This is a genomic window from Pseudoalteromonas sp. APC 3691, from assembly GCF_030408135.1.
In the GTDB taxonomy this organism is placed as follows: domain Bacteria; phylum Pseudomonadota; class Gammaproteobacteria; order Enterobacterales; family Alteromonadaceae; genus Pseudoalteromonas.
Map to the genome: position 1 here is coordinate 23544 of NZ_JASDCB010000004.1, position 10735 is coordinate 34278.

At 35.8% G+C, this 10735-nt stretch carries 8 protein-coding genes; 7 read left to right on the top strand and 1 reads right to left on the bottom strand.

The window, feature by feature from the left end; genetic code table 11:
- Positions 1-56 precede the first annotated feature (56 nt).
- From pyrD to QL998_RS02210, 6 genes are all read left to right on the top strand, one after another.
- Positions 57-1067, top strand: a complete 1011-nt coding sequence (pyrD, locus tag QL998_RS02185; protein WP_024604811.1) for a quinone-dependent dihydroorotate dehydrogenase — start codon at positions 57-59, stop codon at positions 1065-1067.
- Positions 1068-1184: 117 nt separating this feature from the next.
- Positions 1185-1715: a cell division protein ZapC gene (locus QL998_RS02190; RefSeq protein WP_007586900.1), complete on the top strand. Its 531-nt coding sequence runs from the start codon at positions 1185-1187 to the stop codon at positions 1713-1715.
- Positions 1716-1806: 91 nt separating this feature from the next.
- Entirely contained in the window at positions 1807-3924 is a 2118-nt protein-coding gene (gene rlmKL, locus QL998_RS02195; protein ID WP_182194860.1) for a bifunctional 23S rRNA (guanine(2069)-N(7))-methyltransferase RlmK/23S rRNA (guanine(2445)-N(2))-methyltransferase RlmL, read from the top strand.
- The gene (locus tag QL998_RS02200; RefSeq protein WP_024599587.1) at positions 3917-4156 is read left to right on the top strand and encodes a glutaredoxin family protein; all 240 of its coding nucleotides are present in this window, start codon (positions 3917-3919) and stop codon (positions 4154-4156) included. Before rlmKL ends, QL998_RS02200 begins: the two co-directional genes overlap by 8 nt.
- Before the next feature lie 15 nt (positions 4157-4171).
- Positions 4172-6085 carry an ABC transporter ATP-binding protein gene (locus tag QL998_RS02205; RefSeq protein ID WP_024599586.1) on the top strand — a complete coding sequence of 638 codons (1914 nt, stop codon included), beginning with the start codon at positions 4172-4174 and terminating at the stop codon, positions 6083-6085.
- An 11-nt stretch (positions 6086-6096) separates the two neighbouring features.
- Positions 6097-7842 carry a DUF3466 family protein gene (locus QL998_RS02210; protein ID WP_182194864.1) on the top strand — a complete coding sequence of 582 codons (1746 nt, stop codon included), beginning with the start codon at positions 6097-6099 and terminating at the stop codon, positions 7840-7842.
- A 119-nt stretch (positions 7843-7961) separates the two neighbouring features.
- On the opposite strand, the gene QL998_RS02215 is transcribed toward QL998_RS02210, so the two are convergent.
- On the bottom strand, positions 7962-8468 hold the full coding sequence (locus QL998_RS02215) for a DUF2062 domain-containing protein (RefSeq protein WP_007586895.1): 507 nt from the start codon (positions 8466-8468) through the stop codon (positions 7962-7964).
- Between QL998_RS02215 and QL998_RS02220 the strand changes: the two genes are divergently transcribed.
- Complete coding sequence (locus QL998_RS02220) at positions 8448-10715, top strand: DNA internalization-related competence protein ComEC/Rec2 (protein WP_024604815.1); 2268 nt, start codon at positions 8448-8450, stop codon at positions 10713-10715. The two genes, QL998_RS02215 and QL998_RS02220, sit on opposite strands and share 21 nt — an antisense overlap.
- Positions 10716-10735 lie beyond the last annotated feature (20 nt).

The window sequence follows — 10735 nt, forward strand, 5'->3', positions numbered from 1 at the left end:
CCTCAGCCTTGTCTGAGGTATTTTTTTGTCTAAAATTTAAAAAGAGGATTATATTGATGTTTTATGATTTAGCTCGCCGTTTTATGTTTACCCGTGATGCGGAGTGGGCGCATGAGTTTGCACTTAATAATCTTCGTCGTTTTGCTAATACGCCTCTAAATATAGCTTGGTCACAAAGTGTTTCAGATAAACCCGTAAACTTTTTAGGTCTTGAATTTAAAAATCCAGTAGGGCTTGCCGCTGGCCTGGATAAAAATGCAGAATGTATAGATGCATTTAGCCAAATGGGGTTTGGTTTTATTGAAGTTGGAACGGTTACACCGCGTCCTCAAGTTGGTAATGATAAGCCACGTATTTTTAGACTTCCAGAGTCAAACGCAATTATTAACCGTATGGGTTTTAATAATAAAGGTGTTGATAATTTAGTCGAAAATGTAAAAGCAGCAAAGTACAGTGGCATACTCGGTATTAATATTGGTAAAAATAAAAATACGCCTAACGAGCAAGGTAAAGATGACTATATTCATTGTATGCGTAAAGTATTTGAGCATGCCTCATACATTACGGTAAATATTTCATCACCAAATACCCCAGGGCTTCGTGATTTACAATATGGTGCTGCACTTGACGATTTGTTGCAAAGTCTTAAAAATGAACAGTTAGATTTAATTGCAAAGCATAATAAGCAAGTGCCTATGCTTGTAAAAATTGCACCGGATCTCGATCAAATACAAATAGAGCAAGTAAGTGAATCACTTTTAAATAATAAAATTGATGGTGTAATTGCCACAAACACAACGCTTGAACGAGCCGCAGTCATGGGGCAGCAATATGCACAAGAGGCGGGCGGTTTATCAGGTCACCCTGTTAGAATGCGCTCTACAGAGGTAGTAAGTGAACTAAAACGCTTAACACAAGGTAAGCTACCAATCATCGGAGTCGGCGGTATTGATGATGCTACATCTGCAAAAGAAAAGTTAGATGCAGGCGCAAATTTAGTTCAGGTTTATACTGGGTTCATCTACAAAGGTCCACAATTGGTAAAGTCGATCGTTAACGGCTTATAAGGATCAGTTATCTAAGCTTTTGATCGTTAGCTAAATGTTCTAAGCAAACATTTTAAAAGTGGTCAAAAGCGGTTATACTCTGAGCAATAATTATTCAACATACCCAAGGAGGAGTAAATGTTACAAGCATCAAAGCAATGGCAGTGGATTACTTGTCCTGATAAAAATCGTTTGTTACTTGATTTAAATGACGACATGCAATTATGCACGCCTTATAAATTAAGACAGCTCACCGATTCTGTTTTTAAAAATCCACGTTTTAGTCTCGAAGATGCTGCATTTTACGAACAAGTTTATAATTATCTGGACGGATTTGAATTGTGGTCAGCGGCTCAAATTTGTCAAATATCATTAAATGCAACTGCTGTTAAGTATCACTTAAAACCCGTTTTAGCAAAAAGTTGGTTTTTTGAAGAATACACAGGGACAGAGCCAAGTGTAGAGGCAATAGTAAAATTAACATCTAAAGCGCAGTCAGGTGATTTTTTAATTGTAGAGCATTGTCCTGATGCATCTATTTGTTTGAATTTAAGTGAAACCTTTAAATTAGACGAAAACTTATCTTTAGCGCAATTTGAAGTAATCCGTATTTTGAATAATCGAGTCCACCCCATCCTAAATCAGCAATATCAAAGTCAAACCGCCTAACCAAATTTAAGTCTTAAGCGTGTCTTTATGGCGTGTTTGTCGCCCAACCTATGTTATAATCCTGCGCAATTAGCTATTAAGGGTTATTACTTTGCAATTTATCGCACTTACTTCTATCGGAATCGAAAATTTATTGGTTGATGAACTAACAGAACTTGGCGCAACCGTGTCTAAGCAAACTGTTGGTTCTGTTCGTTTTGAGGCTGACTCATTACTTGCGCAAAAGGTTTGTTTATCAACTCGTTTTGCAACGCGTGTGCTTATGCTTATTGAAGAAAAAGAAGGCGTAGATGACAAAAATAGCCTGTATAATTTTGCGCGCTCGCAACCTTGGCAAGAATGGTTTGGACCTACGCAAACATTCGCTGTCGACTTCAACGGTACCAATGACTCATTAAAAAACACGCAATTTTCGGGTCTTGTAATCAAAGATGCAATTGTTGACTATTTTAATGATTTATACGAGCAACGTCCTAACGTTGATAAGCAAGATGCTAACGTGCGCGTAGTTGCACGATTAAATCGTTACGGCGTATCGATGTATATTGACTATTCAGGTCCTCGTTTGTCAGAACGTGGTTACCGTCAAGGCCAAGGTAAAGCGCCAATTAAAGAGCACTTAGCTGCTGCATTAATTAAGCGAAGTGGCTGGCTTGAAAATGTAAAACAGCCTTTATTTGATCCATGTTGTGGTGCGGGTACTATTTTGATAGAAGCTGCCGGTATGGCGCGAAATGAAGCGCCAGGATTATTCCGTGAAGGTTTTGCTTTTGAGCGTTTACCCAGTTTTAGAGCCGCTAAGTTTAAAGAGCTTAAAGAAGAGTTACTCGCTAATATTACTGATCCTAAATTGTGGTTAATTGGCCACGATTACGATGAGCAAGTATTAAGTAAAGCAATTGATAATGCTAAACGAGCAGAGCTTGACGACGTTATTAAGTTTAAGCAAAGTGATGCAACTAAACTTACAGCTGTTGCAAAATTACCGGGTGTTGTAATTTCAAACTTACCTTATGGTGAGCGTATTGGCTCTATGGCTGAGCTTGTTGATTTACACCGTAATTTAGGCGTTGGCTTTAAAAAACACTTCAATCACTGGAAACTTGCCTTACTTGGTATGGACGAGAGCCTATTTAAACTTTTAAAACTTGTGCGCCTTAAGCGTTATAAATTTAAAAATGGCCCGCTTGATGTAGAACTTAACTTATATCAATTAGATGATAAGCAAGTAAGTTTGACCACAGATGACAAAAAAGCACTCAATTTTGAAGGGTCAACGTCATTTGCAAATAGATTGAAAAAAAATAAGCAAGGCTTAAAAAACTGGCTTAAACAAAATAAAATAGATGCTTATCGCGTCTATGAAGCGGATATCCCTGAATACAATGTTGCTGTAGATATTTATGGCGACTCTGCTGTAATTTTTGAATATGCAGCGCCTAAAGAAATTGATGAAAAAACATCAGAAAAACGCCTGCAAGACGTAATAAGTTTAACGGCTCAACAGCTTGAGATTTCACCTGAAAACATTGCTGTAAAAGTACGTAAAAAGCAAAAGGGCGAAGATCAATATACAGCGATGGCCAAACAAAACCGGACTATGGTTGTTGAAGAGTTTGGTGCTAAGTTCAAAGTTAACTTATTTGACTACTTAGATACGGGCTTGTTTTTAGATCACCGTTTAATGCGCCGCTACATTCAAGAAAATGCTAAAGATAAACGTTTCTTAAACCTTTTTGCATACACAGGTACAGCTTCTGTACATGCTGCTCTTGGTGGTGCTAAAGCCATTACTACAGTTGATTTATCAAAGACCTACTTAAAATGGGGCCAAGATAACTTTGATTTAAATGGTATTAGTAATACACGATACCGCTTTGAACAAGCAGATTGTTTAAAATGGTTAGAGCACGCAACAGCGCAATACGATTTGATATTTTTAGATCCTCCAACGTTTTCAAACTCAAAACGAATGAAAGATGCATTTGATGTTCAGAGCGATCATATTAAATTATTAACGTGGGTAAAAAAGATTTTAAGCCCATCGGGTACGTTGATTTTCTCTAATAACAAACGTGGCTTTGTTATAGATGAAGTTGGTCTGATTGGTTTAGGTTTAAAAGCCGTTAATATTTCAGATAAAACGTTATCACCAGACTTTAAACGTAATAAAAAAATCCATAATAGCTGGCTAATCACACATGGCTAATTGGGTTTTATACCACACTGATGGTTGCCACTTGTGCGAGCAAGCTGAGCAACTTATCACTGAGGTACTTTGTGATACTAGCGAGTTATTACTAATCGATATTATGACTGATGAGCAGCTTATAGCTGAGTATCAAATTACTATTCCTGTATTAAAAAGTGAAAAAGGCGAGCAATTATTTTGGCCTTTTACTTTAAACTCTGTGCGCGAATTTTTAGCACAAGCAGAATAAGAGCAAATAAGAACTATGGATTTAATTAGAATTTTAAAAGCACAACTTGCTTTTGGTACACATGCTTTGCTTAACAAAGCAGATGCCGTTATAGAAAGTGGCGAAAGAGTGTGTGTTGTTGGTAGAAATGGCGCAGGTAAATCAACTTTATTAAAAGTACTTGATGGACAAGTTGTTTTAGATGATGGCGAAATAAATCAGCTAGGTGGCATTCGAATTTCTCGCTTAGAGCAAGATCCACCAAAAGGTGCAAGCGGCACCGTATTTGATTACGTTGCACAAGGTATGCCTGAGATTGCAAACTTACTAATTGATTTTCATCATGTTAGTAACGAGCTTCAAACAGAGTGTAACGATAAGTTATTAAATAAACTTGAACGTTTATCAAATCAACTAGAAGCAGCTGATGGCTGGCGCTTTGATAGCCGCATTCAATTAGTTTTGACACAATTAGAACTAACCCCAGAAGCTAAACTTGAGTCTCTTTCTGGTGGTTGGTTACGTAAAGTAGCACTTGCACGTGCACTTGTAAGTGAGCCTGATTTATTATTACTAGATGAGCCAACAAACCATTTAGACATGGCAAGTGTAATGTGGCTTGAACAGTTTTTAAAAGAATTTAAAGGCGGTATTGTATTTATATCGCATGACCGTGCGTTTATTCGTGCTGTTGCTACGCGTATTTTAGATTTAGACCGTGGTAAGCTTATTTCGTACCCAGGCGATTACGCTACTTATTTAGAACAAAAAGCGCATGATCTGAAAGTTGAAGAAGCTCAAAATGCATTGTTTGATAAACGCTTAGCCGAAGAAGAAACGTGGATTCGACAAGGTGTTAAAGCACGTAGAACGCGTAACGAAGGTAGAGTTCGTGAGTTAAAGCAGCTTCGTACCGAGCGCAAACAACGTGTTGACCAAGTTGGTAAAACTGATTTCAATATTGAAACAGCAGACCGCTCTGGCAAGTTAGTATTTGAAGCTCAACATCTTTGTCATGCATTTAAAGACAAAGTTATTGCTGATGATTTTTCTACACTTGTAATGCGTGGTGATAGAATCGGCTTAGTAGGCCCAAATGGTATTGGTAAAACAACACTATTAAAGCTAATGTTTGGTGATTTAGAACCAGATAGCGGTATAACTAAGCAAGGTGTTAATTTAGAATTTGCTTACTTTGACCAATATCGTGAAAAGCTTGATGAAGAAGCAACAGTTCAAGATAACGTCGCCGAAGGTAAACAAGAAGTGATGATGGGCGGCCGCTCACGTCATGTTTTAGGTTATTTGCAAGACTTTTTATTCCCGCCAGCACGTGCTCGAACCCCTGTTAAAGCACTCTCTGGTGGTGAAAAAAACAGATTACTATTAGCTAAATTGTTTTTAAAACCGTCTAATATACTTGTTCTCGATGAGCCAACAAATGACTTAGACATTGAAACGTTAGAGTTACTAGAGGACATCATTAATCAATACCAAGGTACAGTGCTGATTGTAAGCCATGACCGTGAATTTATTGATAATACATGTTCAAGTGTATGGGCGTTTGAAGGTAACGGTAAAGTTACAGATATTGTAGGTGGTTATAGCGACTATGAGGCTTACGTTAACTACTTAGCTGAACAAGAAAAAAAAACTCAGCAACAACCAGTAAAAAAAGTTGAAAAAGTGGTCGCTCCAGTTGCCAAGCCAGCAGCTAAGACTAATAAACTCTCTTACAAATTAAAACTTGAATTAGAGCAACTACCGAATAAAATGGAAAAACTAGAAGCTGAAATTGAAGCTCAACAAGCTGTAGTTAGTGACTCAGACTTTTTTAAACAAGAGAGTGATGTAACAACTAAAGCATTGAACCATTTGGCACAACTTGAGTCTGACCTTGAAGCTGCGCTTGAGCGCTGGGAAGAACTTGAAGAATTACAGAATCAGTAGTAAGGACTAAAATGAAATATAAATTACTCGCTGCCAGTATTTTAGCGACATTAAGCACTACAGCAACAAGTGCAACGTACCAGTTAAGTGAATTAGGGACTCTTGAAGACGCTAAATACTCTTATGTAACAGATGTAAGCGAAAGCGGGCATATTATTGGTTTTGCAAATGGTTTATACAATTTACCTATTGATATCAGCTATATTGATTTCACAGAAAATATTATTGAAAATAACTACGACAATACAGAAGCTGCATTTGAATTAAGTGATAAAGAAATTACCTTTACACTTGATGACATTGAAAATAATGATGCTGTACTCACTAATGCTGATGCGCATACTTTCATGGTTAGTTTTTTATCTTCAATTTCTACAAATTTTGAATATCAGAAATTAAGCTCATTAGTTGGCATAAAGTACAATGACACACAAGTTACAGAGCAACCATTATTTGATGTTGAATCTGTTGATTATGATGGGTTAACACGTTCTACGACTAACCTTTTTAATGCTGTAAGTGAAGACGGCGTTACGGTTGGTTGGGGTAGCGCTCCATACGATAAAGTGTCTTTTACACCCGATGGTGATGATGAAGCAGAAACATGGTTTACTCATGAATTTATAGAGCGTGGGATTGTAATAAGCGCTGATGGCATGATCAAAGTTCCATTAGAACCAGAGTTTAATGAATACGGCGGCACAAGTCGTGCTAACGATATTGTTAAAACAAACAGTGGATATACTGTTGTAGGTAATATGTCTACAAGTATCCCTGACGACAGACAAGATAATATTGATGATAACTGTGATAATGAAGGTGAACCGGCATCAGTGTGTATTAATTTATTAAATACTAATATTTCACGAGGTTTATTTAATAAACGTGCTGTTAAATGGGAGCTTGACGAATCACTGAATGTTATTTCTGTTAAAGAGCTTGGTTTAGCGCTTACACCTGATGAAGGTGAGACTGAAGATGACGCTTTTACAAGTACTGCTTTAGCAGTAAATAGTAACGGTATAATTGTAGGTTCATCGAATACGCGTTATTACAAAAATGACGATACGATCCTTACAATGCCAGTTTATTTTAAAGACGGTGCAGTTACTGATTTTATTGATCAAGAAGATGATTGGCAGGCTGGTAAATCAATTGCAATTAATGATAATGATGTAATTACAGGTTATGCGACTAAGCGTATTGAAGGCACTCTACGTAATAAACTTTTCTATCATGATATAGCAACCGGTAATACCGTTTTTCCAACCGACTACTTTTCAAGTTCAAGCTCTTACGGTAACGATATAAATAATCAAGGTTATATTGTTGGTGAAGGTGAAGTGGGGGTTTCCGATAATACACGTCGTAAAGAAGCATTTATTTATAAAATTGGTGAAGATAAAATCACTAATTTAAACGATTTACTGCCTTGTTTTGATACCGATGGCGAAACTAATTACGCTTATACAATGGCCGAAGCCACATCTATTAACGAAAATAATGAAATATTTGGTACTGCGACCAAGACAGTTGAAAAGCTAGATTCTTTAGGTGGTGTAGTAACTGATGTAAATGGTGAAATTGAATATGAGAGCATTGCAGTTGCAGTTAAACTAACGCCAATCGCAAATGGTGAAGTAGAAAACTGTGCTCCACCAGAGGCTGAAGTCTATGAGCGTAACTCTGCTAGCTTCCCTTGGTATACATTATTGCTATTACCATTAGTTGGCTTAAGACGTATATTTCGCTTTTAAAGTTTACTAATATTGATTATAAAAAACCAACTTAATAAAGTTGGTTTTTTTTCGTCTATAATATTTTATAAGATTAGGATTGCCGTGAATCTTATAATTATTATTTAGCTTTAACGCTACTAATTATTTCGCGATAACCATGCCTTCTTAACAGAACGGCGCCAAATAATATCAATACCAAAATAGCCGATAATTGATGCAATAGAAGCACATACTAATGAACCGAGTAAAAAAGCAGGACCAATAGTTTCTATGCTCTCTAGAAACCAAGACCAACTAGCTTCAAATACAAAGTGTTGCTCCGGCTGATTAAGTATTAATGTCCCGACTAAGTATGAGCCATAAAAAATAGGTGGCATAGTCAGAGGGTTTGTAAGCCATACTAATGCAACTGAGATAGGTAAATTAACCCTAAATAATATAGCGCCGGCTGCTGCTAAAACCATTTGAAAAGGAACAGGGATGAAAGCAAAAAATAACCCGACTGCAAATGCACCCCGAGCAGAACGTCTATTTAAATGCCAAAGATTTGCATCTTGTAAAAGGCGTCCAAATATCCTTAGTGATTTATGATGTCTAATTTTATTTGGATCAGGTAAAAATCTTTGGATCGTTTTTTTAGCCATTTAAAGCAACCATTTACATCAGTGTGGATAAGTCTTGGGTTTGTAATTGGCTGTATAGCAACCGTATTTTATTATCAAACTCTCGAATTTACAGTATTCACAATTTTCATTGTTATAGTGAGCGCTTATTTTAAGCCGTTTTTAACCGTATTGTTAGGCTTTATTTGTGCAATTTGCTTCGTTGGTATGCATTATTACGTTTTTTATAGTTTTGAAATACCAAAACCGGATGAAAAGTATGCACTTGATTCTACATTAATTGTTGAAGAGGTTATTTCTGACAAAAAACCTCAATATATTAAAGTTAAAATAGTGGCATTAGAAGGGAGTAATTTTTTGGATTTTAGAGCACCCAAAGCAATGCTCAGTGTTAATTCTGCACAGCCTTTAATAGTAGGTGATGAATTTTCTGCTTTAATTCATTTAAAACATTTTCGTAGTAATAAAAATTTTAATGTATTTGATAATGAACGTTATGCTTTTATAAATAGAATATTATTTAAAGGTAAAGTGCTTAATAAAAATCTTAATATTATAAATAGCGACAAACAAAGCATAATTTTAGATTATCAACACTTCCTTAAAAACACTTATACGGATACAAAATTACAGTGGCTCTATTATGCATTGCTGAGCGGTGAAAAATCGTTGATGAGCTACGCTGATAAACAATTAATGCAATCTCTTGGGTTAAGTCATTTACTTGCTATATCGGGGTTACATATTGGTTTGATTTTTAGCTTCGGTTATCTTGTTACTCGATTCATATTTTCAAAAATTAATTTATCAATTGAGCAATCATCTAACCTTACTCTTTATTACAGTCTATTCGGATTTCTAGCTGCCCTTGTTTATGTATACTTAAGTGAATTTATAGTATCGGCAACGCGAGCGCTTATTATGCTCGGATGTTATCTTTTACTTTATTTCCTAGCTAAGCAGCCATTGCGTTGGCGTAGTATTTTATTTGCCTTAGTTATTGTTCTTATTGTTAACCCATTTAATTTACTCAACCCAGGACTCTATTTTTCATTTTTAGCGGTAGCTATAATTTTTACTGTTATTAATAAATTACCAATATTAAATACACGGATAAAAAATAAAGTTATTTCACTGTTTGTTATTCAAATAGCGTTATTTATTGGTTTATTGCCACTTTCACTCTATTTTTTTAATGGGGTAAGTATTGCAGGTTTGATAATAAACTTAATTGCTATACCGCTGCTTTCAATCATTATCTTACCTTTTTTAATTGTTTTTACATTACTGAGTATCTTTTTAGATATAAGTATTTTAATAAATTTGTTCGATACTGGTTTATACGCATTATTTCAATTACTTTATGAAATACCAGAATCGTTAAGATGGATAACGACTGGCAGAATTGACTCAATATTTGTCGTTTTTACTTATATTATTATGTTGATGGTTTATTTTCTTCCTTATAAATGGCTCGCTTTTATTCCAGCAATAACGCTTTTATTAAATTATTGGCTAACAGAAAAGTCTAAGTGGCAACTACATGTATTTGATGTAGGGCATGGGCTTATGGCATTAATTGAAAAAGATAAACAAGTGCTTATTTATGATTTTGGCCCCAGTTATTTCAATCGCTTTAGCCGTACGCGAAGTATTTTATTGCCTTATATTAAAGCAAATAATTTAACAGTGAAAACGGCGATTCTAAGTCATGAAGATAATGATCACGCTGGGGGATTACAGCATTTCATAGATGCTGGCTTTGGTGAAACATTACAACAATTTCATCCTAAAAATACACATAATGTATGTGAAGTCATAAACATTGATTTTGCTGGATTAAAAGTACAAAGCTTTAGTACAAAAGGGTTTGGAAATGAAAATGATGATTCATGCGTTGTTAGGGTATCAGATAATACTCATAGCGTGTTACTTACCGGTGATATATCAAAGGCGCGTGAAGCATCGCTATTAGCGGATAATAAATCGTTGAAAAGTACAGTAATGTTAAGCCCGCATCATGGCAGCGATACATCATCAAGTGTTAATTTTATAAATAACGTTGCTCCCCAAGTAGTTATTCATTCAAGTGCCTATAAAGGGCAATGGGAATTCCCCAAGCCTCTTGTCGTCGAACGTTATAACCAAATAAACGCTCAGCAATTTACGACAGGCGTTGAAGGGCAAATTAGTATTAAATTTTATGCAAAGAATTTGGCTATAGAAACAGCAAGAAGGCAGGAAAGTTACTGGTTTATCAAAGATTGACGTTTAGTTTTATCTCATCG